The sequence below is a fragment of the Archangium violaceum genome (assembly GCF_016887565.1).
Classification (GTDB): Bacteria; Myxococcota; Myxococcia; order Myxococcales; family Myxococcaceae; genus Archangium; species Archangium violaceum_B.
The window spans coordinates 7,149,454-7,172,247 of the sequence record NZ_CP069396.1 but is presented as its reverse complement, the minus strand read 5'-3'; the positions used below and the strand labels follow the sequence as shown (position 1 = coordinate 7,172,247).

The 22,794-nt window shown below is 67.4% G+C and carries 19 protein-coding genes; 11 read left to right on the top strand and 8 right to left on the bottom strand.

Annotated elements, in window-relative coordinates; genetic code table 11:
• Positions 1-23 precede the first annotated feature (23 nt).
• The 8 genes from JRI60_RS28580 (at position 24) to map (ending at position 8,683) form a co-directional block, all read left to right on the top strand.
• Positions 24-1,286 (top strand): hydroxymethylglutaryl-CoA synthase family protein, encoded by a 1,263-nt coding sequence (locus tag JRI60_RS28580; protein WP_204219053.1) that lies wholly within the window; start codon positions 24-26, stop codon positions 1,284-1,286.
• Between the two features lie 104 nt (positions 1,287-1,390).
• Positions 1,391-1,648 (top strand): acyl carrier protein, encoded by a 258-nt coding sequence (locus tag JRI60_RS28575; protein WP_204219052.1) that lies wholly within the window; start codon positions 1,391-1,393, stop codon positions 1,646-1,648.
• 9 nt (positions 1,649-1,657) lie between these two features.
• The gene (locus tag JRI60_RS28570) at positions 1,658-2,941 is read left to right on the top strand and encodes a beta-ketoacyl synthase N-terminal-like domain-containing protein (RefSeq protein ID WP_204219051.1); all 1,284 of its coding nucleotides are present in this window, start codon (positions 1,658-1,660) and stop codon (positions 2,939-2,941) included.
• Positions 2,934-3,710 (top strand): enoyl-CoA hydratase-related protein, encoded by a 777-nt coding sequence (locus JRI60_RS28565; protein ID WP_204219050.1) that lies wholly within the window; start codon positions 2,934-2,936, stop codon positions 3,708-3,710. The genes JRI60_RS28570 and JRI60_RS28565 overlap by 8 nt, the downstream gene beginning before the upstream one ends.
• A 10-nt stretch (positions 3,711-3,720) precedes the next feature.
• Positions 3,721-4,467 (top strand): polyketide synthase, encoded by a 747-nt coding sequence (locus JRI60_RS28560; protein ID WP_204219049.1) that lies wholly within the window; start codon positions 3,721-3,723, stop codon positions 4,465-4,467.
• Between the two features lie 19 nt (positions 4,468-4,486).
• Positions 4,487-5,470, top strand: a complete 984-nt coding sequence (locus JRI60_RS28555) for an acyltransferase domain-containing protein (protein ID WP_204219048.1) — start codon at positions 4,487-4,489, stop codon at positions 5,468-5,470.
• 6 nt (positions 5,471-5,476) lie between these two features.
• Positions 5,477-7,753 (top strand): ACP S-malonyltransferase, encoded by a 2,277-nt coding sequence (gene fabD / locus JRI60_RS28550; protein WP_204219047.1) that lies wholly within the window; start codon positions 5,477-5,479, stop codon positions 7,751-7,753.
• Positions 7,754-7,906: 153 nt separating this feature from the next.
• Complete coding sequence (gene map, locus JRI60_RS28545) at positions 7,907-8,683, top strand: type I methionyl aminopeptidase (RefSeq protein WP_343213343.1); 777 nt, start codon at positions 7,907-7,909, stop codon at positions 8,681-8,683.
• 66 nt (positions 8,684-8,749) lie between these two features.
• On the opposite strand, the gene JRI60_RS28540 is transcribed toward map, so the two are convergent.
• From JRI60_RS28540 to JRI60_RS28510, 7 genes are all read right to left on the bottom strand, one after another.
• Positions 8,750-9,970, bottom strand: a complete 1,221-nt coding sequence (locus JRI60_RS28540; RefSeq protein ID WP_204219045.1) for a cytochrome P450 — start codon at positions 9,968-9,970, stop codon at positions 8,750-8,752.
• A 160-nt stretch (positions 9,971-10,130) separates the two neighbouring features.
• Positions 10,131-11,750, bottom strand: a complete 1,620-nt coding sequence (locus tag JRI60_RS28535; RefSeq protein ID WP_204219044.1) for a carboxypeptidase regulatory-like domain-containing protein — start codon at positions 11,748-11,750, stop codon at positions 10,131-10,133.
• The gene (locus tag JRI60_RS28530) at positions 11,747-12,292 is read right to left on the bottom strand and encodes a hypothetical protein (protein ID WP_204219043.1); all 546 of its coding nucleotides are present in this window, start codon (positions 12,290-12,292) and stop codon (positions 11,747-11,749) included. Before JRI60_RS28530 ends, JRI60_RS28535 begins: the two co-directional genes overlap by 4 nt.
• A gap of 151 nt (positions 12,293-12,443) precedes the next feature.
• Positions 12,444-14,348 carry a sigma 54-interacting transcriptional regulator gene (locus JRI60_RS28525; RefSeq protein WP_204219042.1) on the bottom strand — a complete coding sequence of 635 codons (1,905 nt, stop codon included), beginning with the start codon at positions 14,346-14,348 and terminating at the stop codon, positions 12,444-12,446.
• 12 nt (positions 14,349-14,360) lie between these two features.
• Positions 14,361-15,314, bottom strand: a complete 954-nt coding sequence (locus JRI60_RS28520) for a hypothetical protein (RefSeq protein ID WP_204219041.1) — start codon at positions 15,312-15,314, stop codon at positions 14,361-14,363.
• Complete coding sequence (locus JRI60_RS28515) at positions 15,311-17,131, bottom strand: serine/threonine-protein kinase (protein ID WP_204219040.1); 1,821 nt, start codon at positions 17,129-17,131, stop codon at positions 15,311-15,313. Before JRI60_RS28515 ends, JRI60_RS28520 begins: the two co-directional genes overlap by 4 nt.
• Positions 17,132-17,231: 100 nt before the next feature.
• Positions 17,232-17,585: a hypothetical protein gene (locus tag JRI60_RS28510; protein ID WP_343213342.1), complete on the bottom strand. Its 354-nt coding sequence runs from the start codon at positions 17,583-17,585 to the stop codon at positions 17,232-17,234.
• A gap of 400 nt (positions 17,586-17,985) precedes the next feature.
• Between JRI60_RS28510 and JRI60_RS28505 the strand changes: the two genes are divergently transcribed.
• The 3 genes from JRI60_RS28505 to JRI60_RS28495 all read left to right on the top strand — a co-directional run bounded on the left by JRI60_RS28505 (position 17,986) and on the right by JRI60_RS28495 (position 21,718).
• A complete protein-coding gene (locus tag JRI60_RS28505; RefSeq protein ID WP_204219038.1) occupies positions 17,986-19,365 on the top strand; it encodes a hypothetical protein in 1,380 nt (459 codons plus the stop codon).
• 68 nt (positions 19,366-19,433) lie between these two features.
• Positions 19,434-20,759: a S1C family serine protease gene (locus JRI60_RS28500; RefSeq protein ID WP_204219037.1), complete on the top strand. Its 1,326-nt coding sequence runs from the start codon at positions 19,434-19,436 to the stop codon at positions 20,757-20,759.
• The gene (locus JRI60_RS28495; RefSeq protein WP_204219036.1) at positions 20,747-21,718 is read left to right on the top strand and encodes an FHA domain-containing protein; all 972 of its coding nucleotides are present in this window, start codon (positions 20,747-20,749) and stop codon (positions 21,716-21,718) included. The genes JRI60_RS28500 and JRI60_RS28495 overlap by 13 nt, the downstream gene beginning before the upstream one ends.
• Positions 21,719-21,730: 12 nt before the next feature.
• Here JRI60_RS28495 and JRI60_RS28490 read toward each other — a convergent pair whose 3' ends face one another.
• Positions 21,731-22,711, bottom strand: a complete 981-nt coding sequence (locus JRI60_RS28490; protein WP_204219035.1) for an aldo/keto reductase — start codon at positions 22,709-22,711, stop codon at positions 21,731-21,733.
• Positions 22,712-22,794: the final 83 nt, after the last annotated feature.

Sequence of the window (22,794 nt, the reverse complement as noted above, 5' to 3'; positions counted from 1 at the left end):
ATCAGATTCGAAGAGAGAGCGACATGGTGAACGTAGGCATCGAGGCGATGAACGTATTCGGGGGCTCGGCTTTCGTCGATGTCCAGAAGCTGGCCCAGTACCGCGGCCTCGACAACGCGAGGTTCGAGAACCTCTTGATGAAGCAGAAGACCGTCGCGCTGCCCTGGGAGGACCCGGTCAGCTACGCGGTGAACGCGGCGATGCCGATCGTCGAGGCGCTCGACCCGGCCGAGAAGGACCGCATCGAGCTGCTCATCACGTGCTCGGAGTCGGGAATCGACTTCGGCAAGTCGATGAGCACGTATATCCATCACTACCTGGGGCTGAATCGCCACTGCCGGCTCTTCGAGCTCAAGCAGGCCTGCTACTCGGGCACCGCCGGGTTCCAGATGGCCGTCAACTTCATCCTGTCCCAGACGTCACCGGGGGCCAAGGCGTTGGTGGTGGCCACCGACATCTCGCGCTTCAAGGTCGTCGAGCACAGCTCCGCCGTGAACATGGAGTGGTCCTTCTCCGAGCCGAGCTCGGGCGCCGGTGCGGTGGCGGTGCTCGTGAGCGAGACGCCCCACGTGTATCAGGTGGATGTCGGGGCCAACGGCTACTACGGCTACGAGGTGATGGATACCTGCCGCCCCGTGCCGGACAGCGAGGCGGGTGACTCCGATCTGTCCCTGATGTCGTACCTGGACTGCAACGAGCAGGCCTTCCTGGAGTACCAGCGGCGGGTGGAGGACGCGGACTATCGCAATTCCTTCCAGTACCTGTCTTCCCATACGCCCTTCGGTGGAATGGTCAAAGGCGCGCATCGCAAGATGATGCGCAAGTTCTGCAAGGCCGCCACGAACGAGATCGAGGAAGACTTCCAGCGGCGCGTCCTCCCCGGTCTGCGCTACTGCCAGCGGGTGGGCAACATCATGGGAGCGACGGTGTTCATGTCGCTCGCCAGCACCATCGACCATGGCGAGTTCGGGCGGCCCAAGCGCATCGGAGTCTTCTCGTATGGCTCCGGGTGCTGCTCGGAGTTCTACAGCGGCGTGGTGACGCGCGAGGGCCAGGAGCGCCAGCGGCGCTTCGACATCGGGCACGGGCTGGAGCTGCGTCATGAGCTGTCGATGCCCCAGTACGAGCACCTGCTGACCATCAGCAAGATGGTGGAGTTCGGCACCCGGAACGTGCAGGTGGATCGCGAGGTGCTGCCCGGTGTTCCGGCGCGGCGGCCGGGCGCCCGGCGGCTCGTGCTGAGAGAGATTCGTGAGTTCCACAGGAAATACGAGTGGCTCGAGTGACCCCGTTCAAGTCTTGTCAAAACCGATTGACTGTAACCATGTGACCGGTAGGCTCGCGGCCGCGCGAGCAAGGCTTTCAAGGGTACCGGGTCGAGGAGTGTGTGATGACGAAGAATGAGATTTTCGAGGTCGTGAAGAAGAACATCCTGGAGGTCCTGTCGGACGTGTCGGCGGACCAGATCCGGGTCGATTGCCAGCTCAAGGACCTGGGCGCCAACTCGATCGATCGGGTCGAGATCACGACGATGTCCATGGAGGCCCTTGGTATCAACATCCCGCTGGTCGACCTGGCTGGTGTCTCCAATATCCAGGGGCTGGTGGATCAGCTGTACGAGAAGAGCCAGAGCAAGGGTTCCAGGTAGCGACAGGAGATGAGCGAGAAGATTGTCATTACCGGCATGGGCGTGGTCTGCTCGATTGGTGGCTCGATCGAGGAGCTCCGGGCCGCGCTCGAGGCGGGTCGCAGCGGAGTCGGGTTCATCCAGCAAGACTCCGCGTCCGCGGGGCCCGTCAACATCGGTGCGATGCTCAAGGACTTCTCGTTCGAGCAGCGCCTCCCGGCACTCGCGGGGTTGCCACCTCCCGTGCTGGAGCGGGCCCGCAGGAGCGCGCAGCGGGCGCCGCTCCCCATCCAGTGCTCGGTGCTCGGTGCGCTCCAGGCCTGGAAGGAAGCGCGGCTCGGCGAGGCGCCCATCGACCCCGAGCGAATCGGGGTCGTCGTGGCGGCCGAGGGCTCGATGCAGCGGTTCCACTTCGACGCCTTCGCCAAGTACGGCAAGGGGCCGGAGTACCTGTCGCCGCGGTACGTCCTGCATGGGCTCGAGACCGACCATGTCGGCACCCTCAGCGAGGTTCTGCAACTGCACGGCGAGGGCTTCACCGTTGGCGGTGCCTCCGCGAGCGGGAACGTGGCCATCCTGAAGGCCGCCCAGCTGCTCCAACTGGGGCTGCTGGACGCCTGCGTGGTCGTCGGCGCCCTGTGCGACCTGTCGCCGGTGGCACTGCAGGGCTTCTTCAACGTGGGCGCCATGGGTGGACGGCGCTTCCGCGACTCACCCGAGCTGGCCTGCCGCCCCTTCGACCAGGAGCACGAGGGCTTCATCTACGGCCAGGGCAGCGGGTGCCTCATCCTGGAGACGGCGGGCTCGGCGAAGGGGCGGGGGGTCCCTGGGAAGGCGGAGCTGCTGGGGGGCGCGCTGCGGCTCGATGGCAACCGGCTGGCCGACCCGAATGAGGCGGGCGAGATCCGCGTCATGCAGCAGTGCATGGCCCGCGCGAACCTCCGGCCCGAGCAGGTCGACTACATCAACGCCCATGGTTCGGCATCCCCCCTGGGGGACAAGACCGAGGTCCGGGCGATCAGGGCCGTCCTGGGGGACCAGACGCCCAGGGTGTGGATCAACTCGACCAAGGGACTCACGGGCCACTGCCTGTTCTCCGCGGGTGTCATCGAGGCGATCGCCTGTGTGACGCAGATGGAGCATGGGTTCGTCCATCCGAACCTCAACCTGCGCCAGCCGATCGACACGGTCTGCCGGTTCAGCGGGCCGGTCGCGGAGCGTGTCCGGATCCAGGTGGCGCTGAGCAACTCGTTCGGCTTCGGCGGCATCAACAGCTGCATTGCGTTCGGGACGCGAGGGCCGGGCGATGTATGAGTCTATTTCCGTCAGGCGTTTCGACTACGGTCGCGCCATCGTGCTGAACCGGCCCGAGTCGGGCAACAAGATCGACCGGGTGCTGCTCCACGAGTTGAACCTCGAGCTGGACGAGATCGAACGCGATGCCGACTCCCGGCTGATCATCCTGCAGGGCCGCGATGGCGTGTTCTGTACGGGGCGGGACTTCGCGGAGCCCACCGAGGCGCATTCGCGGGAAGGCACCATGTTCGCCCGGTACATGGAGACGATCCGGCGGCTCGCGATGATCCCCAGGGCGGTCATCTCCAGCGTGGACGGTCAGGTGGTCGCGGGCGGGGTGGGCTTCGTGGTGGCGAGTGACCTCGTCGTGGCGACGCCCCGCTCGCAGTTCAGCCTCTCCGAGACGCTGTGGGGCCTGCTGCCGGCGTGCGTGACGCCCTATCTCATCCGGCGGGTGGGCTTCCAGAATGCCTATCGGATGACGCTGACGACGATGCCCGTCCAGGCCCGCAGGGCCTTCGAGATGAACCTGGTGGACGAGGTCAGTGACAAGCCCGATGAGATGATCCGCCAGTGGGCCCTGCGGTTGACGCGCTTGAAGAGCTCGACGATCGGCAACACCAAACGGTTCTTCCGTGACATGTGGATGATCACGGAAGAGACCGAGCGGATGGCCGTGGCGGAGATCAGCAGGCTCTCGGAGCTGCCGGAGGTCAAGAAGGACATCCGCGACTTCGTCGAGCGGCGGCTGTTTCCGTGGGACGTGAAGGACCCCGAAGGCACGTGAGATACCGAAGATGAGAGACGTGGTCCATTTGCAGCGGCAGGATGGCATCGCCACCGTGGTCATGGAGGATCGGGAGAGCAAGAACACGTTCTCGAAGGAGCTGACCTCGGGGTTGCTCAAGACCTTCGACGAGATCCAGAAGGACAAGACCGTCAAGGCGGTGGTCCTCCGGGGCTTCGAGAACTACTTCTGCTGCGGAGGGACCCGCGAGGAGCTGCTGAAGATCTACTCGGGTGAGGCCGTCTTCACCGATGGGCACATCCACGACCTCCTGCTCCGGTGCGAGGTCCCGGTCATCTCCGCCATGCAGGGGCATGCCCTGGGAGGCGGCCTGGCCCTGGGCAGCTACGCGGACATCCTCGTGATGGGCACCCAGTGTCTCTACAGCACCAACTTCATGAAGTATGGGTTCACGCCAGGTTTCGGCTCGACGTTCATCATCCCGAAGCGGTTCGGTGACACCCTGGGCCGGGAGATGCTGTTCACCGCGAGGAACTACCATGGCGCGGAGCTGAAGGAGCGGGGCGCCGGGGCGATCATCGTCGACAAGAACGAGGTCGTCTCCACCGCCATGAAGCTCGCTCGCGAGCTGGTGGAGAAGCCGCGGCTCGCGCTGGTCACGCTCAAGAAACACTTCAGCAGCGCGATCGAAGCGGACCTGACGGAGTGCATCCGCAAGGAATTGAGGATGCACGAGCTCACGTTCTCGCAGCCGGAAGTGCGCGAGCGGATCGAGACGCTGTTCGGAAACGCCTGAGCCCAGAAGGAAGCCAAACGTGCGCCCGGGAGATTCCAGTCAAAGCCAGCTGCCCCTCGTGTTCATGTATTCGGGGCAGGGCTCGCAGTACTACCAGATGGGCCGTGAGCTCTACCTGGAGGACGCTCGTTTCCGACGGGTGATGCAGGAGCTCGACGGGCTCGTCGAGCGCCACCTCGGTGAGTCGGTCCTCCAGCACATCTACGACGAGCGCCGCAAGAAGTCGGAGCCGTTCGTGCGCACGCGCATCACCCACCAGGCCATCTTCATGGTGGAGTATGCGCTCACCCAGGTGTTGCTCGACGAGGGCCTCCGGCCGTCGTTCGTCCTGGGCTCGAGCCTGGGTGAGGTCACCGCCGCGGCCGTCTCCGGGATCGTGAGCCTGGAGGACTGTGTCGAGCTGCTGGTGGAGAACGCCCGGCTCCTGGAGGGCCGGTGTGAGCGGGGCGGGATGATCGCGGTGATTCATGCCGCCTCGCTGTACGAGTCCGAGCCCGCCCTCCATGGCAATTGCGAGCTGGCCTCCGTGAGTTGGGATTCCCACTTCGTGGTGTCAGGCGGGGAGTCAGGACTGTCGCGGGCGGAGGAGTTCCTCAAGCGCCGGGACATTCTCCACCAGCGCCTGCCCGTCGAGTATGGCTTCCATTCCTCCTCGCTGGAGTCGGTGAGGGTCGGGTTCCAGGGCTTCCTGTCGACCGTGCGCTACAACCCGCCGAGGTTCCCGTTCGTCTCGTGCGCCAGGGCGGGCGTCGTCGAGTCCATGGCCGACGATCATTTCTGGCATGCGTTCAGGGGGCGGATCGAGTTCCTCCGGACCCTCCAGCACCTGGAGCGCCAGGGAAGCCATTTCTATCTGGACGTCGGACCGTCCGGGACGCTGTCGACCTTCATCAAGCAGATCCTGCCGGCGCGGGGTGGGGCGAATACCTGCCCGACGCTCACGCCGTTCGGGCAGGACCTCAAGACGCTGGCTCGCGCCAGGTCGATGATTTCAGGGAGCTAGACCGAGATGAGAGCGTACATGTTTCCGGGGCAGGGCTCCCAGGTGAAGGGCATGGGGCGTGGCCTGTTCGAGCGGCATGTCGAGCTGACGCGCAAGGCCGACGACATCCTGGGCTACTCGATCAAACGGCTGTGCCTGGAGGATCCCGAGGGCGTGCTCGGCAAGACGCAGTACACCCAGCCCGCCCTCTACGTCGTGAATGCCTTCAGCTACCTGAACGCGCTCGAGGAGAACCCCACGCCTCCGGATTACCTGCTCGGGCACAGCCTGGGCGAGTACGACGCCCTGTTCGCCGCGGGAGCGTTCGACTTCGAGACCGGCCTCCGCCTGGTGAAGAAGCGCGGCGAGCTGATGAGTCAGGCCTCCGGCGGTGGCATGGCCGCCGTCGTGAACCGCGAGGTGGCGGAGATCCAGGCGATCCTCAAGGAGCGCCAGCTCGATTCCATCGACATCGCCAACTTCAACAGTCCCTCGCAGACGGTGCTGTCGGGTCCCAGGCAGGCGATCATCGACGCGGGCGCCGTCTTCAAGGAGTTGGGTGTCACCTACATTCCGCTGAACGTCAGCGCCGCGTTCCATTCGCGCTACATGCGCGAGGCGGAGGACGCCATCCAGGAGACCCTGGAGCGGATGACCTTCTCCGAGCTGAAGATTCCCGTCATCTCGAACGTCCTGGCGCGGCCCTACAAGAGCTCCGAGCTCAAGACGAACCTGAAGCGGCAGATCAGCTCTTCCGTGCAATGGCTGGACAGCATCCGCTACCTGATGGGCGTGGGCGTGTCCGAGTTCCGGGAGATCGGCCCGGGGGATGTCCTCACGAAGCTGGTCAAGGCCATCCAGAAGAAGGCGACGCCGCTCGTCGTGAAGGAGGAGCCGGCTCCCGCCAGTGAGAGCAAGGCGGCGGCCCGGACGGGCAGGCCGTTCGTCACGCCGGAGCAGCTGGGCTCGGCGGAGTTCAGGCGGGACTACAACCTCCGGCATGCGTACGTGACCGGCGGGATGGTGAAGGGCATCGCCTCGAAGGAGCTCGTCGTCCGCATGGGCAAGGCGGGGTCGATGGGGTTCCTGGGCACCGGGGGTCTCCGGCTGCCCGTCATCGAGGACGCCCTCCAGTACATCCAGGCCCACCTCCAGCGCGGCGAGTCCTATGGCGTGAACCTGCTCAGCAACCTGGTCAACCCGAAGGCGGAGATGGAGGCCGTCGACCTGTTGCTGCGCTATGGCGTCAAGAACATCGAGGCGGCCGCCTACACGCAGTTGACGCCCGCGCTGGTCAAGTTCCGGCTGAAGGGTCTCTCGCGGGACAAGCAGGGGAACGTGACGAGCCAGCACCGCGTCATGGCGAAGATCTCCCGCCCGGAGGTCGCCGAGCTCTTCCTCAATCCGCCCGCCGAGCGGCTCGTGAAGCAGCTGGTGGACTCGGGCGCCGTCAGCCGCGAGCAGGCCGAGCTGTCGCAGAAGATCGCCATGGCGGATGACCTCTGCGTGGAGGCGGACTCCGGCGGCCATACCGACATGGGAATCGTCACGGTGCTCCTGCCGACCATCATGCGGCAGCGTGATGCCATCTGCCGGCAGCGGGGCTACTCGCGCCGGGTGCGGGTGGGAACCGCCGGGGGCATCGGCAGCCCGGAGGCGGCCGCGTCCGCGTTCATCCTCGGGGCGGAGTTCATCCTCACGGGCTCCATCAACCAGTGCACCGTCGAGGCCGGGACCAGCGACGAGGTCAAGGACATGCTGGCCGACATGAACGTCCAGGACACGGACTACGCGCCCGCGGGGGACATGTTCGAGATCGGCGCGCGCGTCCAGGTGCTGAGCCGGGGCGTGCTCTTCCCTCCCAGGGCCAACAAGCTCCATGAGCTGTGGCGCAATCATGGCGCCTGGGAGCAGATCGATCCGAAGACCCGCCAGCAGATCGAAGGAAAGTATTTCGGGCGCAGCTTCGGTGAGGTGTTCGAGGAGACCCGCAACTACTACCTGCGCGAGATGCCCCAGCAGATCGACAAGGCCGAGGTCAATCCCAAGCACAAGATGGCGCTCGTCTTCCGCTGGTACTTCGTTCACACGATGCGGCTGGCCATGAAGGGAGACAAGAACGACCGGGTGAACTACCAGGTGCACACCGGCCCCGCCATGGGCGCGTTCAATCAGTGGGTCAAGGGCACGGGGCTCGAGAACTGGAGGAACCGTCACCCGGACGCGCTCGGTGAGCTGCTCATGAAGGAGACGGCTGGACTCCTGTGCGACAGATTGGGGGAATACTCCCGCGCGCTCTCGTAATCTGGGAGGGTTGCCGGGCCCCTCCCGGGCCCGACAGCCACCCTGTCGTCAGCCAGCAGATGCTCGCTCGGGCCGACCCCATACATCCCTTGACTGGGCACGGTCGGTGAATTATCTGGTAAATTCTACTGATTTCCGATTGTTTATTTTTGGGTGAGCACCTTGTCCATTACCCTGAAGAGTGCCGATGACCTCGCGAAGATGCGGCGGACGGGCCTGATCGTCGCCGACGTCCTCGATGCCGTCGAAGCCGCCTGCCGCCCTGGCGTGTCCACCTGGGAGCTCAACGAGATCGCCAACGGCGTGATGACCAAGGCCGGGGCCACTTCGGCGTTCCTGGGGTATGCGCCCCGGGGAGCGCCCCCGTATCCCGCGGTGCTCTGCACCTCCGTGAACGAGGTGGTGGTCCACGGCATCCCCAGCAAGAGCGTCGTCCTCAAGGACGGGGACATCATCGGGATCGACTTCGCCTGCTACAAGGACGGCTTCTGTGCCGACTCGGCCCGGACCATCCCGGTCGGGAACGTCAGCGAGGAGGCGCGCAAGTTGATCCAGGTGACGCGCGAGTCCCTGGAGCGCGCCATCGCCGCCTGCGTGCACGGCAACCGGCTGGAAGACATTGGCTGGGCCGTCCAGAGCCATGTCGAGAAGAACGGCTTCTCCGTGGTGACCAGCTTCTGTGGTCACGGCATCGGCCGCTTCATGCACGAGATGCCTTCCGTCCCCAACTTCGGAGAGCCCGGCAAGGGGCTCCGGCTCAAGCGCGGAATGGTCCTGGCCATCGAGCCCATGGTCAACGTGGGCAGCGAGGACATCGAGGTGCTCGACGACGGGTGGACGGCCGTCTCCGTGGACCGCCGGCTCGCCGCGCACGTCGAGCACTCGGTGGCCATCACCGGCGATGGTCCCATGGTGCTGACCCGCCGCTGAGGTCCGCCAGCCGTGAGGCGGCGCGCTCGGATCCGACTCCGAGCGGCCGCCCCGGGGCGCGCCGTACTACCGGGTGGTCACCATCACCCGCTTGTACCCGCTGAACGTGGGCACGGCCTTCCTCTCGAGCTTCTGCTCCGCCAGCTTCAGCACCGGAAAGGCGTTGAGCAGCTTGGTGAAGGTCACGGAGATCTCGATCCGGGCCAGGTGCACACCCAGGCAATAGTGGATGCCACCGCCAAAGGCATGGTGCGCCGGGCCTTCCCGCTCGATGTCGAACTTGTGCGGGCATTTGTAGGCCGCGGGATCGTGATTGCCGCCGGTCAGGCTGAGTGTGAGGGTTTGCCCCTTGTCGATCTTCTGCCCACTGACTTCCACGGCCTCGTAGCAGAAGCGGGGAATCTCGGTCACGGGAGCGTCGAAGCGCAGCATCTCCTCGACGGCCTTGTCCATCAGCTCGGGATGCGCCCGGAGCTTCTCCAGCTGCTCGGGGTTCTGGAGCAGCGCCACCAGGCCATTGCCGATCAGGTCGGTCGAGGTGATGTTGCCGGCCACGATCAGCTGAAGGCAGATGGTCGCGACCTCGATCGGCGTCAGCTTGTTGCCCTCGTCCACCTCGTGGAGCAGGCGGGAGATCAGATCGTCCTTCGGCTCCGCGAGCCGCGCCTTCACGGTCTCCGCGAAGTAGTTCTCCAGGTTGGCGTTGGCCTCCCTCGCCACCGTCAGCATCTCCGGGGAGATGTCGGGATCACAGATGTAGACCCACTCCTCGGACCAGCGCTTGAACTTCTCCTGGTCCTTCTTCTCCACGCCGAGGACCTCCGCCATGATGATGGTCGGCAAGGGCGCGGCGAGCTCGCGAATGAAGTCGAACGACTCCCGATCCTTGAGCCTGGCGATCAGATCGTCGGCGATCTGATCCAGCTTCGGCTTCAGCGCCAGCGCGGCCTTGGCGGTGAAGGTCTTGGAGACCAGTCCGCGCAGGCGCTTGTGCTTGTCACCATCCTCATCCACCATGCCGAATTTGCCGTTGCGCGGCGAGACGGTCTTGCCCCACGTGCCTTCCGCCGCCACTTCCCAGTCCCGTCCACAGACAGTGCTGTTCCGGAAGATCTTGGTGATGGCGTCGTGCTTGGTGACGACATAGCGCTGGAAGACGTTGTCTTTGTAGACCGGCGCCACTTCCCGCAGCAGATCGAGCACGTCGTGCATGTGGTTGCGGTAGTGCTCGTCCTGGGCCGTGAGCTGATTTCCTTCTGGCAGTTGGGTGTGAGGCGCTTTGCTCATATCGTCTGTCCTACCATCTTTCGCGGAATGAAATGTCAATGGTTGATGCAGAAAGGAACAGAACCATGCGAAAGCATGGAAGGCAAGGGAGTTATGACTCCCTGTCTTCGATTGAGAGAGTTTGCGTATTCGAGAATGGGCGCGAGCGGCCTCGAGCCGCTCAGCGCGTGGGAACGGTGGTGGAGTAGGTGCCGTTCTGGTCCGTCAGCGTCTGCGTGAGCAGCAGGGCGGAGGGCTTGCCCTCCACGTTCACCACGCGGAAGAAGCGGATGGAGGCGTAGGGGGCGGCCGGCAGGTTGCGCTTCTCGCCGACGAAGCTGACGAGCCCGGTGATGCGGCGCCCGTTGGAGAGCGTGAAGGGCGCGAGCTCCATGGACCCATCCGCCAGGACGCCATCCCCGCCGGGGCGCACCGTGACGATGCGGCTGACCCGGGGGAGATCCTCGGTGGGGATGAAGTCGAAGCGGTACTGGCCCGGATCCAGCGCGAGCTCGAAGCGGCCCATGTCATCCGTGGGGCGCGCGGCCTCGACGCTGGACGAGGGCTCGGGCCAGCCGTCCACCGCGTCGATCGGCTCGGCCACCACCGTCACTCCCGCGGCCCACAGTGAGCCGCTCGGCATGCGCAAGGTGCCACGCACCTTCATCCGATCCCCGCACACCACGTCCGGCCCCTGCGTCGTGGTATCGCGCGGCACGGAGACCGATTTGAGGGTGAAGCCCGCGGGCGAGCCCGGCGGCGGCAGGGCGTGGAGCGTCATCGTCGAGTCGGCGGCGCTCGGCAGGGTGACCAGCTCGAAGAAGCCGTTCACGTCGGTGAGCACCTTCCGGCTGCGGAACTGCCCTCCGCCGCCCACCTTGCCCTGCAGGTACACCGTGGCCTGCGGCACCGGTTTGCCGTCCAGGCCCAGCACCCGGCCCCGGTACGTCACCGGAGCGCCGTAGTCCCCCAGGGACAGCGACCCCTGGAGGGCCTGGCGCGGATTCACGGTGAACTGCTTCTGCGGCACCAGCGCCTCCGCCGAGGTGGGCGTCACCTGCACGACGACCGTGGAGAGCAGCAGCGCCGACGGCGGCAGCGACAGGGTGAACTCCCCCGACTCCGCCACCAGCACGCGCTGCGAGAGCGGGCGCAGCTCCCCGTCCAGGGCCTGGGCCTCCATCTGCGCACCCAGGGGCTGCTTGTTGGGGCGCTCCACCTTCCCGGACAGCCGCACGAGATCCGCGAGGGCTGGCAGGACGAAGTCCAGCGTCACCGCCCGGCCCGGCTGCACGTCGCGCGTGCTGGACACCGGCGGCAGCTCCGGGTTCGCGGCGGTCAGGGTCACGTTGTAGCGCCCCGAGCCCACCGGCAGCGTGTAGATGCCATTGGTCGGGGTGAGGGTGCTCTCGTAACGGCGCACCACGCCTGGAATGAGCAGGCTCTCGCCCGTCATGCGCAGGGTGACGGGAGCGGAGTAGCCGCTGGGGACAGGGTCCATCGTGCTCGTCACGCTCACCTGGCCCTGGACCGTGGCGGAATCGAACAGCTCGATGTTCTGCTGGCTGCGCAGCTCGTTCACCGGGAAGTCCTGGGCGTACAGTCCTCCCTTCGGATTGGGGACCACCTCCACGATGATGTTCCTGCCGGGGTCTCCACACCCGTCGATGAAGCACACCGCATCCCCCTCGCAATCGCTGTCGCTGCGACAGCCGAGCGAGAAGGGGTCACCGTCATCCGCGGCGCAGCCGGCCATGGTGAGGGTCACCAACATCATCCTCAGCAGGGTGGGGCGGTTCATTGGCAGCCATTTCCCTCGGTCCTCACGAACCACACGTAGGTGGCGGTGTAACCGGCGTCGTTGAAGATGCTTCCGTCCGAGAGCGGAATGGGCTTGGGCTCGGGATCCCGTCCCACCAGGATGGTATCGGAGACGATCGCCTCGACGACGTGATCGCCCAGTTGGTTCAGGCGGCTGAGGTTTCCCGAGTTGAAGCTCACCTGGAAGGTGGCGCTATCGCCTCGCACGACCCTGTTGTCCCGGGGCTCCACCCGGGACACGCTGTCCGGTCCCCGCGGCTGGCTGGGATCGTAGTCCACGAACCAGTTCACGGTGAGCCTGTCGGCCGTGTCCGGATCCTCGACGAAGACGGAGAACTTCAAATCACACAACTTGTCGGAGCCGTAGCCCCCGATGATGCGCGCGGGGGGTTCCACCTGGCTCTCCACGAACCGCGGGGGGCGGTTGCGCTGGATGGGGAGCGCGTTGAGGTAGCTCTCGTCCTGGGGAATGAGGCATCCCCCCGAGGTCCACAAGACGGCTCCGAGTCCCAACCACTTCATGGTGGGAAGCGATAGCAATTCGCTGGCCAGCTGGCGCAGAGGGGATTTCATCGTCGGAACGGGGGCTTGGCGAGGGTGCCACAAGGGGGGAGCCCGGGGAACCGCGACAACCCTGTCGCGGACTCCCTCCGGGCGGATTGTGTCTCCGGGACTACAGCAGCTCGTCGTCTCCGCCCTCGTCCGGAGGCAGGGGCGTGCCCGCCTTCTCCGCCTCCAGCTTCTCGAAGTGGCGGAAGATGGTGCGGGGATCCACTCCCAGGTCCTTGGCCGTCTTGGTCTTGTTGCGGTTGTTCCGCTCGTAGACCTCCTGGATGTACTGCTTCTGCCAGCGCTCGCGCGCCTCGGAGAGCGGCAGCACCGGGTCCAGGTTCTCCGGCTTGAGGTCCAGGTCGTCCGGCCCGAGCAGCGGCTTCTCCGCGAGCACCACCGCCTTCTTGATGCGGTTCTCCAGCTCGCGGATGTTGCCCGGCCAGCTGTACTTCTTCATGGCGACCGTGGCCGACGGGGAGAAGCCCTTGGACTTCGCGCCGAACTCCTTGGCGTACTTCTGCAGGAAGTACTTGCCCAGGACGAAGAGATCCTCGCCGCGCTCGCGCAGGGGCGGCAGCTTCAGCGTCACCACGTTGAGGCGGTAGTACAGATCCTCGCGGAAGGTGCCCTTGCGCACCTCGTCCTCGAGCACCCGGTTGGTGGCCGCCACCACACGGATGTCCACCGGTTCGCCCCGGTGGTCGCCCACCTTGTAGACGACCTTCTCCTGGAGCGCGCGCAGCAGCTTCACCTGGAGCTGGAGCGGCATCTCGCCGATCTCGTCCAGGAAGAGCGTGCCGCCGATGGCCGCCTGGAACTTGCCCAGCTTGGTGTTCACCGCCCCGGTGAAGGCGCCGCGCACGTGGCCGAACAGCTCGCTCTCCAGCAGGTTCTCGGGAATGGCCCCGCAGTTGATGGTGACGAAGGGGCCCTTGGCGCGCGGCGAGTGCCGGTGGATCTCCCGGGCGATGAGCTCCTTGCCCGTGCCCGTCTCGCCGGTGATGAGGACGGAGATGTCCGTGGGGGCGATCTTGTCGATGCGCTTGTACACGTCGAGCATGCCCTGGCAGGCCCCGACGATCTCCCCGTAGCGCGTGTCATCCAGGCGCTTGCGCAGCTCGGTGTTGTCCAGCTTGAGATCATTGACCAGCAGCGCGTTGTGGATGAGCAGCAGCGCCTGGGCCGCGAAGATGGTGAGCATGTCCAGGCTCTTGGGCTCGAACCGGTTCACCAGCCGGTCATTGCCGACGTAGAGCACGCCGAACAGCTCGTCATCGCGCACCATCGGCACGCACATGACGGACAGCAGCTGGAGGTTCACCACGGAGTGGCTGGACTTGAACTCGGGGTCGTCCAGCGCGTCGCTGACGATGAGCGGCTTGCGGGTGCGCGCCACCTTCTCCACGATGGAGTCGGACACCCGCTCCTCCGCGTCGATCAGGTTCTCCCGTGTGACGTTGCGCGCCACCTTCACGCGCAGCTCGCCGTTCTCCCGGAGGATGAGGAAGCCCTTGTCCGCCCGCGTCACCTCGATGGCCTCGTCCAACAGGCTCTCGAGCAGCTCGTCCCGGCTGGAGCTGCCGAGCAGCCGCTCGCTGAAGGCGGTGAGACGGCGCAGCAGCACCAGCTCGCGGCCCACCACGCCGGGCATGTCCCGGGTGTGCGAGTCCGGATCCGTCGTTCCCTCGGTCTCGTGGGTGACGGTGAGCGGGGGCACGGGCGCCGGTGCCGGCCTGGGCGCGGCGTCCTCGCGGGCGAAGACGAGCTCGGTGCCGCCCACGCGGATGATGTCGGCGGTGGCGAGCACGTGGTTGTCCCGCTTCTTGCCATTGACCTGGAAGCTCGCGCCCAGGCTGCCGAGCTGGTAGCGCGTTCCATCGAAGAGCAGGTGCAGGGCACTGTCCGGCACGGAGGGATCCTCCACCTGCACATCATTGTCGGCCGAGCGGCCGATGCTGGTGATGCGCTTGTGGAGGGGGACCGTGCGGACCTTGCCATCGGGGGTACGGACGGTGAGGCTGGCCATGTCGACGTGTTCCTAGAAGGCGAGGGTGAAGCCGACGCCGGCTCCGCCGGGCGTGGGATGGAGGTTCAGTCTGGCCGCGGGCGGGGCGGGTTGCGGCGCGAGGGGAAGGGTCTCGATGTGCGTCTGGACGACCTGGTCCTGGTGGTACCGGAGCGAGTCGATCACGCCCGCCGCGTACACCGCGTAGAAACCCCCCGCCGAGCCCCACTTGAGCCACTTCCACACCAGGGCCTGAGGCTTACGGCTGGTGGGAATATAGGTGTAGGTGATGTCCTTGGGCCCGCCGATGGCGTCCACGGTCACCTTGCCCGTCTCGATGAGGGAGTTGTAGGCGAAGAAGGAGAGGATGCTGGTGACGGCCAGCGCGCCCTCGGTGGCCGCCAGCAGCGTGCCCACGCTGGTGCGGCCCTGCTGGAACTGGCCCGCCCCGAAGGGCATGAAGTTCACCAGGTAGCTGCGCTTCTCCACCTCGCGCACCGTCACCTGCCGGGCCAGCTCCTCCACCCGGCGGCGCCGCTCCTCGGTGGCCACGCGCTCGCGCTCGGTCTCCGCGCGCTCGCGCTCCACCCGCAGCCGCCGCTCCTGGCGCACCAGATCCAGCTCCGCCGACATCTGCTCGCGGATGCTGTCCAGCCAGGCCACCGCCGGCGGCGGCACCGCGAAGGGATCCAGGTTGAAGTCGGGCTCCACCCGCAGCAGCGCGCGGAAGTGGCGCGCGGAGTCCTCGCTCCGGTTGAGGTGGAAGGCGCTCAGCCCGGCCAGCTTGTGCAGCTCGGCCAGCTCATTGTCCGACAGGCGGCCCCGATCGATGCGGCTGCTCGCGCGCTCCAACACCTCGGCATAGCGGCCGTACTCGTAGCTGGCACGCAGGGCGCTCACCTCCGGATCCACCTGCTCGTCGGCGGCGAGCACGGCTCCGGGGACCAGCAGCCCCAAGACGAGAAGGAGGGTGAGGCAGCGGCTCATTCGGCGACGAGGGACCCGCGCAGCGTGGTGGACTTCCCGGGCTCGATCAGCGCCACGCGTTTCTCGGTGAGATACCCGTTGTGGCTCACCTCGTACTCCACGCGATGCTGGAAGCTCGCCGGCCCACTCGGCGAGCGGATGTCGAAAGGATGCTCCTGCGTCTCACGCACGGTGCGCACCTGGTCCCCCACGCGCACCTGCGCGTCCGCGGGCTCGTACGCGAAGACGAGCCGCGACGGCTTGAGCTGCGCGCGCAGGCGGAAGACGTTCTCCCCCTCGGGCCACACCTCGATCGTCTCCTGGGCGTCCTCGCAGTAGTCGCAGGTGATGGTGATGGTGTGCCGGCCGGGCGACACCTCCACCGCGTGCCGCGCCAGTGGCTGCTCGCTGCGCTGACCGTCGTCCACGCGGATGTAGCCATAGGGCCGCACCAGGATGGAGGCGGGCACCAGCGCGAGGCGGACGGGCTCGGTCCGTCCGGGCTCCACACGCGCCTGGGGCCTGCGCGGAGGTGAGGACTCCACGGCGGCCGGAGGAGGGAGAGGGGATGGCTCGGTGGCCGGAGCCTTCTCCACCCCAGGGTCCGTGGCGGGCTTGGGTTTCGGGGTGGGCAGCACCACCGAGGCGGGCGCGACTCCGACGGTCGCGGGCCGCGCGTCCGGTGCGCGCCGACGCAACAGGTGGAGGCCCGCGCCGAGCACCGAGACCACCAGCAGGCCCGCGCCCAGCTTCAGCCCCCGGGCGCGCCACTGCTTGATGCGGCGCTCCCGCGCCAGTCCCGCCAGCAGCGCGTGCGCGCGCGCGTTGCCCGCATCCAGCGCCAACACCTGGTTGAGACAGGCGAGCGCCCGCGGCGTGCGCTTCTCCACGAGCATCCGCTCCCCGCGCTCGAGCAGCGTGGCGATGATCCGCGGGCGCATCAGCTTCTGGTACGAGGGCGGGTCCGCGAAGAAGGAGGCGAGCTCCTCGCCCACGCGCGCGAAGCCGAGCCCCGTCAGGTAGTCCCCCAGCGCGTCGCGCAGCTTGCCCGCGTTCGGGTAGCGCCGGGAGGGATCCCTCGACAGGCACCTGGCGCAGATCTCCGCCAGCTCGTCCGAGAGCGTGGGCACCCGCTGGCGCGGATCCTCATAGGCCCCGTCGAGGATGCGCTTGAGCGTCGCGGTGGCGTTGGGCGCCGCGAAGGGCAGCTTCCCGACGATGAGGGCATAGAGGATGGTGCCCAGCGAGAAGATGTCGGCCTCGGGGCCCACCTCGTGGCCCTCGATGATCTCCGGGGCCATGTGCGCCGGCGAGCCCACCAGCGCGCCCGTGACGGTCATCCGCTCCTCGATGTCGAGCAGCTTGGCGATGCCGAAGTCCATCAGCTTGAGCAGCCCGTCCTCGCGCACCATCACGTTCTCGGGCTTGAGATCGCGGTGGATGACGCCCGACTCGTGCGCGTGCGCGAGCGCGGCGGCGATCTCGTGCAGCATCATGGCCGCCAACTCGGGAAGCTCCAGCCGGCCCAGCTCGTCCAGGTATTCCTTGAGGGTGCGGCCCCGCACGTACTCGGTGACCAGGAAGGCGTCCTGCGCGCCCTCGGCCGAGAAGTCGAACACCTCGAGGATGTTGGGGTGGTGCAGCCGCGCCACCGCCTTGGCCTCGCGCGCGAAGCGCCGGCGCGACTCGCTCTTCATCGCCAGGTGCGGGTGCAGCACCTTCACCGCCACCTCGCGATCCAGCGTGGTGTCGAGCCCCTTGTACACGATGCTCATGCCCCCGGAGCCCAGCTCCTCGAGGATGCGGTACCGCCCGATGTTGCGGCCGATGAGCGTCATGGGTGCAGGAATTGAGACGCGCTTGTCAGGGAGGAAAGCGCCAGTATGACAGCCACGTCGGGGTCGGATTCTAGGAGCCAGCCCCAAGGGGTGCAACGCGTCAATCGCGCTTGAGGCGACGCCGCGCGGCCACCCGGTCCAGCAGGGCGAGCAGCAGCGGCTCCACCTGCCGGGGAAGCTTGCGATCCGTGGGGGAGGGCCGCACGGGGAGTGTGCGTGCGAGCCGGTACAGCTCCTCGAGCCGCTCGCGGATGAGCTCGCTGTCGGGCCGCTCCTGCAGGGCGCGACGGTAGGCGGCCGCGGCGGCGACATAGTCCCCCAGGGCGAAGAGACGCTCGCCCTCGGCCACGGGTGACGAGGGACCCAGGGGAACGCGCTCGGGCCGGGCGCTGGGACGCTCGACGCGCAGGGTCCGGAGGGACTCGAGCTCCTCGGGCAGGAGCATCTCGCGCACGTTGGTCAGCTTGTGCGCCAGACTCTCATCGCCTGGGAAAGATCGGCAGAGCCGCTCGTAGAGGCTCAACGCCTCACTCAGCTCTCCGCGACGCAGGGCGCGTTCGGCATGTGCGACCATTTCGGCGCGGGCTTCGGGGTTCATCTCGGGCGCAAGGTTACCGTACGGGGCAGGGATGTCACGGGGCCGAGGGTTCTCTCATTCTGCCGGCTCCGTTGCCTGCCTGCTACGCAAATTTTTCGCCGCTGCCTTCAAAATTCCGCCCTTGCCGTCAAAAACGCGTGGTAGCGGTCCGCCCGCTCCGCTCCGGGACGTGCACAGGGGGCACGGCTGCGAGGGCGGGCGCGTCGCAGGAGGGCGCGCCTCTGGAACGAGAACGTTCGGACAACAGAGGAACTCGATGCAGACACGACGTGGTTTCGGAGCAGCGGCGGCAGTGGTGGTGGGCCTGTCGGCGGGAGCGGCCCTGGCGGCCGTCCCCGGTGAGCACCTGTGGAGCCGCACCTTCGGTAACGAGACGCGGCAGTCGGTGAAGGCGCTGGCGGTGGACGGCGCGGGTGGCTCGGTGGTGGTGGGGGATTACCTGGGAGCGTTGGATTTCGGAGCGGGCGCGCTGCCGGCGCCGAGCTACTACGACCGGGCCTTCGTGGCGCGCTTCGACGCGTCCGGCGCCGTGGTGTGGAGCCGGAGCTTCGATGGGATGAACGGGGATGACCTGGGCATGTACGAGCCCGGTCGCGCCGTGGCCTTCGACGCGGCGGGCAACATCGTCCTCGCGGGTAACTTCGCGGGCACGCTGGACCTGGGCTGCGGGCCGATGAAGGGGTACGGCGACCTGTTCGTGGCGAAGCTGGACGCGGCGGGCCACTGCCTGGCGAGCCGGAGCTTCGACGGGCAGAAGTTCGTGGACTCCCTCCAGGTGGCGGTGGATGGCGCGGGCAACGTGGTGGTGGCCGGGCGCTTCAACGGCTCGGTGAGCTTCGGCGGCGGCACGCTGACGAGCACCGGGTATGACGACCCGTTCGCGGTGAAGTTCGACGGCGCGCTCCAGCACGTGTGGAGCCGGGCCTTCGCCACCGGCAGCGGCCTGGCCTCGACGGTGGACGTGGCGGTGGACGGCGCGGGCAACGTGGTGCTGGCGGGCGGCTTCGGGGGCTCGGTGAGCTTCGGCGGCGCCACGCTGAGCAGCACGGGGCAGCGGGACGTCTTCGTGGCGAAGCTGAGCGGCTCGGGCCAGCACCTGTGGAGCAAGCGCTTCGGCAACGCGGGAGACCAGTTCGCCACCGGTGTCACCACGGACGCGGCGGGCAACGTCGTCCTCACCGGCGGCTTCGGCGGCTCGGTGGGCTTCGGCGGCGCCACGCTGGCGAGCGTGGGCCCCACGGACGTCTTCCTCGTGAAGCTGACGGGCGCGGGTGGGCACGTGTGGAGCCGGCGCTTCGGTGATGCATCCGGCCAGACGGGCCTCCAGGTGGCCACCGACGCGGCGGGCAACATCGTCACCACGGGCAGCTACGCCGGCTACATCGACTTCGGCGCCGGCCCCCTGGAGAACGAGGGCGATTCCAAGGCGTACGTGGCGAAGTTCGACGCCACGGGGGCCCACCAGTGGAGCCAGGCCTTCGTCAACGAGGAGCTCCAGTTCCGCGCCCACCTCGGGCTGGACGGGGCGGGCGATGTCCTGCTCTCGGGCTCCTACTCCGGGTACGGCTGGTTCGGCGGCGACCTCTTCCTGAGCGAGGGTGACTCCGACATCTACCTGGCGAAGCTCGGCCGGTAACCGTTTTCCGGGTGGGGGGCGCGTCTCCTGGCGCGCCCCCTCGGCGGTTCCGCTACTGTGCGCCCGACATGTTGACGATCCTCCTCCTCGCCGCGCTGGCCCAGGTTCCGGCCGCGGACGACATCCCCGAGGACGCGCCGGACGCGGGCTCGCCGGCCGTCGTCCCCCCGCTGCCCGTGGCCTCGCTGCCTCCCGCCACCCATGAGCTCTTCGAGCGGCTCAAGGGCCGCGTGGCCCAGGTGCGCATCATCGAGCGGCGCAGCGGCACCAAGTCCTCCATCGGCTCGGCCTTCTTCGTGAGCGCCGAGGGGCACGCCGTCACCAACTTCCACGTCGTCTCCAGCATCGTCCAGCACCCGGAGGACTACACCGCCGAGCTGGTGCGCGATGGGAATGACGCGTCGGCCGTCCCCGTGCGGCTGGTGGATGTGGACGTGGTGCACGACCTGGCCGTCATCCAGCAGAGCGGGCCCGTGAAGGACTGGTTCGAACTGGCGACGAAGGAGCCTCCGCAGGGCACCCGGCTGTACGCCATGGGCAACCCGCATGACCTGGGCACCACCATCGTCGAGGGCACCTACAACGGCCTGGTGCAGGACGCCCTCTACGACAAGGTGCACTTCAGCGGCGCCATCAACCCCGGCATGAGCGGTGGTCCCACCGTGACGGGCGAGGGCAGGGTGGTGGGCGTCAACGTGGCCACGCTGGGCAACCAGCTCGGCTTCCTGGTGCCGGTGGTGCATGCCCGCGCGCTGCTGGAGCGGGCGCGTCAGGTGAAGGAGAGCAGCCCCTCGGCGCTGCTGGCCGTGGTGGGCTCGCAGTTGCTGGACAACCAGCAGCGCATCACCGAGCGCCTGCTGGCCGAGCCCCTGCCGACGCAGCAGCTCGGCGACTACCGCGTGCCCGGCCGCTGGCTGCCCTTCCTCAAGTGCTGGGGCGATACCCCGCACAACCCCGAGAACCCGTACACCATCACCAACTACCAGTGCTCCTCCGAGGAGGATCTGTACCTGAGCTCGGACCACCGCACGGGCGTGGTCGCGTATGACCATGCCGCCGTGGCGAGCGAGCAGCTCGGGCCCCTGCGCTTCTCGTCGCTCTACGAGGCCACCTTCAGCAACGACGCGGGCGGCGTGGACGCCACCAAGGAGGACGTGACGAACTTCCGCTGCAAGGTGTCGTTCGTGAAGGTGGGCGGCATCCCCGTGCGCACGGCGCTGTGCCTGCGCGCCTACAAGAAGTTCCCCGGCCTGTATGACCTGGCGCTCCGGGCCGCCACCGTGAACGCGAGCACCTCGGGAGTCCAGACGAGCCTGGACCTGGCGGGGTTCTCCGCGGACAACGCACGCGCCCTCGCGCGCCGCTACCTGGAGGCGCTCGCGTGGACGAAGTGATCTTCCTCGAGGTGCTGGACGGGGACGCGGTGCACGCGCGGCACCGCCTGGAGCGCTTCCCGGTGACGGTGGGGCGCGGCTACGCCAACGACATCATCCTGGACGACCCGAAGGTGTCCACCTCGCACCTGCGCATCGAGCGCACCGAGGACGGCAAGCTCCTGGTGCGGGACGTGGGCAGCCGCAACGGCACGTTCCGGGTGGAGCCCTGGGCGCAACTGGCGGAGCTGGTGCTCGCGGACGACGCGCGGGTGGCCGTGGGGGACACGGTGCTGCGCTTCCGGAGCCGCGCGCACGCGGTGGAGATCACCCGCGTCACGGCCGTCCCGGTGGCGCCCCGGGGCCGCGTCTTCGAGCGCCCCTTCGCATTCCCCGCGATGCTGGCCGCGACCGTGGTGGCCTTCCTCCTCCAGGAGTACCTGACGAGCTACCAGAAGACGGACTGGGGCTCGCTGACGGTGGCGGTGCTGGTGCCCGTGGTGGCGGCCTTCTTCTGGGCGGGCATCTGGTCCGTCGCGAGCAAGGTGGCGCGCCGGCAGTTCCACTTCGGCGCGCACGGCACCATCGCGAGCCTCGGCCTGCTGGGGGCGCTGTCCATTCCGCTGCTGCTGGGGACGGTGGTGTACGGACTGGCGCTGGGGCCGTGGGTGCGCTGGCTGTACCTGCTGAGCTACCTGGGATGGATGGGCTGCGTGTTCTTCTGGCACGTGCGCTACGTGTCCCGCGCGGAGCCGAAGCGGCTCGCCACCCTGCTGGCCATCATCCTGGTGTGCTTCGGCGTCCTGACGCAGCTGGACTCGCTGCTGGGCGACGAGGACTTCTCGTCCAGCCTGGACTTCGATCGCACGCTGCTGCCCCCCGCCTTCCGGGTGGCTTCCGCGAAGCCCGTGGACGCCTTCTTCGACGGCACCCAGGACCTCCAGAAGGAGGTCGATAAGCTCGCGAAGGAGGCGCCCTGAGCCTCGGGCCTGTCAGTGCCCGCGGACCTCGTGCGGCTTGTAGGGCGCCTCCAGCACCTTCACCTCGTCCGGCGTGAGCTTCACGTCCAACGAGCGGAGCGCGTCCTCCAGGTGCTCCAGCTTCGTGGCACCGATGATGGGTGCCACCACCGCGGGCTTCGACAACAGCCACGCCAGGGACACCTCGGCGGGCTTGCTGCCCCGCGCGGAGGCCACCTTCTTCACCGCCTCCACCACGTCCCAGTCGTGGGGGTTGTCGTAGAGCGCGTTGGCGAACGCGTCCGAGCCCGAGCGCGTCGTCGACTGCTTGTCATCCAGCGACTTGCGCGTGCCCGCCAGCAGCCCGCGCGCCAGCGGGGACCAGGGGATGACGCCGATGCCCTCCTCCTCGCACAGGGGCATCATCTCGCGCTCCTCCTCGCGGTAGACGAGGTTGTAGTGGTTCTGCATCGACACGAAGCGCGCCCAGCCGTTGCGCTCCGAGAGGCTCAGCGCCTTGGCGAACTTCCACGCCGCCGAGGAACTCGCGCCGATGTAGCGGACCTTTCCCTGCCGCACGAGCTGGTCCAACGCGCCCAGCGTTTCCTCCAGCGGCGTCTCCGGATCCATCCGGTGGAGCTGGTACAGATCGATCGTCTCCACCCCGAGCCGCTTCAGGCTGGCCTCGCACCCCTGCACGATGTGCTTGCGAGACAGTCCTCGCATGTTCGGCCCGTCTCCCATCGGGTTGTAGACCTTGGTGGCGAGTACCACCTCCTCCATCCGCGCATACTTGCGCAGGGCGCGGCCGGTGACCTCTTCACTGACCCCCAATGAATACATGTCCGCGGTGTCGAAGAAGTTGATGCCCGCCTCCACCGCGCGGCGGAAGAACGGCTGCGAGGCCTCCTCGTCCAGCACCCAAGGGCGCCACTTCGAGGTGCCGTAACTCATGCACCCCAGACAGATGCGGGACACCTTCAGACCGGTATGACCCAGGTTGGCGTACTTCATCCGTGATCACTCCTCGAGAGATGGGAATGCGCTTATCCATTGAAGTGACTGGCGCGTCCACTCCCAGTGAAGTCCATGCGGGT

Coding starts and splice junctions, on each gene's coding strand:
- JRI60_RS28570 (WP_204219051.1), top strand. CDS start 1,658: ATGAGCGAGAAGATTGTCATTACCGGCATGGGCGTGGTCTGCTCGATT.
- JRI60_RS28540 (WP_204219045.1), bottom strand. CDS start 9,970: ATGAGCAAAGCGCCTCACACCCAACTGCCAGAAGGAAATCAGCTCACG.
- JRI60_RS28490 (WP_204219035.1), bottom strand. CDS start 22,711: ATGAAGTACGCCAACCTGGGTCATACCGGTCTGAAGGTGTCCCGCATC.
- JRI60_RS28575 (WP_204219052.1), top strand. CDS start 1,391: ATGACGAAGAATGAGATTTTCGAGGTCGTGAAGAAGAACATCCTGGAG.
- JRI60_RS28525 (WP_204219042.1), bottom strand. CDS start 14,348: ATGGCCAGCCTCACCGTCCGTACCCCCGATGGCAAGGTCCGCACGGTC.
- fabD (WP_204219047.1), top strand. CDS start 5,477: ATGAGAGCGTACATGTTTCCGGGGCAGGGCTCCCAGGTGAAGGGCATG.
- JRI60_RS28530 (WP_204219043.1), bottom strand. CDS start 12,292: ATGAAGTGGTTGGGACTCGGAGCCGTCTTGTGGACCTCGGGGGGATGC.
- JRI60_RS28515 (WP_204219040.1), bottom strand. CDS start 17,131: ATGACGCTCATCGGCCGCAACATCGGGCGGTACCGCATCCTCGAGGAG.
- JRI60_RS28580 (WP_204219053.1), top strand. CDS start 24: ATGGTGAACGTAGGCATCGAGGCGATGAACGTATTCGGGGGCTCGGCT.
- JRI60_RS28520 (WP_204219041.1), bottom strand. CDS start 15,314: ATGAGCCGCTGCCTCACCCTCCTTCTCGTCTTGGGGCTGCTGGTCCCC.
- JRI60_RS28535 (WP_204219044.1), bottom strand. CDS start 11,750: ATGAACCGCCCCACCCTGCTGAGGATGATGTTGGTGACCCTCACCATG.
- JRI60_RS28565 (WP_204219050.1), top strand. CDS start 2,934: ATGTATGAGTCTATTTCCGTCAGGCGTTTCGACTACGGTCGCGCCATC.
- JRI60_RS28560 (WP_204219049.1), top strand. CDS start 3,721: ATGAGAGACGTGGTCCATTTGCAGCGGCAGGATGGCATCGCCACCGTG.
- JRI60_RS28500 (WP_204219037.1), top strand. CDS start 19,434: ATGTTGACGATCCTCCTCCTCGCCGCGCTGGCCCAGGTTCCGGCCGCG.
- JRI60_RS28505 (WP_204219038.1), top strand. CDS start 17,986: ATGCAGACACGACGTGGTTTCGGAGCAGCGGCGGCAGTGGTGGTGGGC.